Consider the following 472-nt stretch of genomic DNA (forward strand, 5'->3'; position numbering starts at 1 on the left):
ATTTCTAGGTATTCGTCCTAATTATCCATTGATGGAGGACAGGAATCACAATATCTGGCTATTAAGTCAAAGCGGGGATCAAACCGTAACCAGTATCATCGGTGAAGACAGACAATACTATACAAACATCCTGCCTTATGGTGGCTATCATTTTCAGGATCGTAATAATAGGATGTGGATAACTTCTGTAAGTGGCACCTTTGGCATTTCATTAGACGATAAAACTGTCCGTACCCTTAACGAGAAGGATGGATTTAATGAAGAAGCACAATTTTGGGAAGAAGCGCAATTTTATGAGGAAGACAATCAAGGAAGATTATGGATGATAAATAGTGATAGCATCCATGTACTCAACAATGCGTACACTGAAATGAAATCAATTGCGACCAACAGTCGTATAAGCTGGGGGAATACAATAAAAGATAAGAGGGGCGTCATCTGGATTGGTACTGCTACGAATGGAATCCTTCTG

Annotated in this window: 1 protein-coding gene; it reads left to right on the plus strand. The window is 39.6% G+C overall.

Annotated features, from left to right (window positions below):
* On the plus strand, positions 1–472 hold a 472-nt coding region (locus tag AAGF08_RS20480), incomplete at both ends, for a hypothetical protein (RefSeq protein WP_343513320.1).

The sequence above is a fragment of the Algoriphagus sp. SE2 genome, assembly GCF_039563885.1.
Taxonomy (GTDB): Bacteria; Bacteroidota; Bacteroidia; order Cytophagales; family Cyclobacteriaceae; genus Algoriphagus.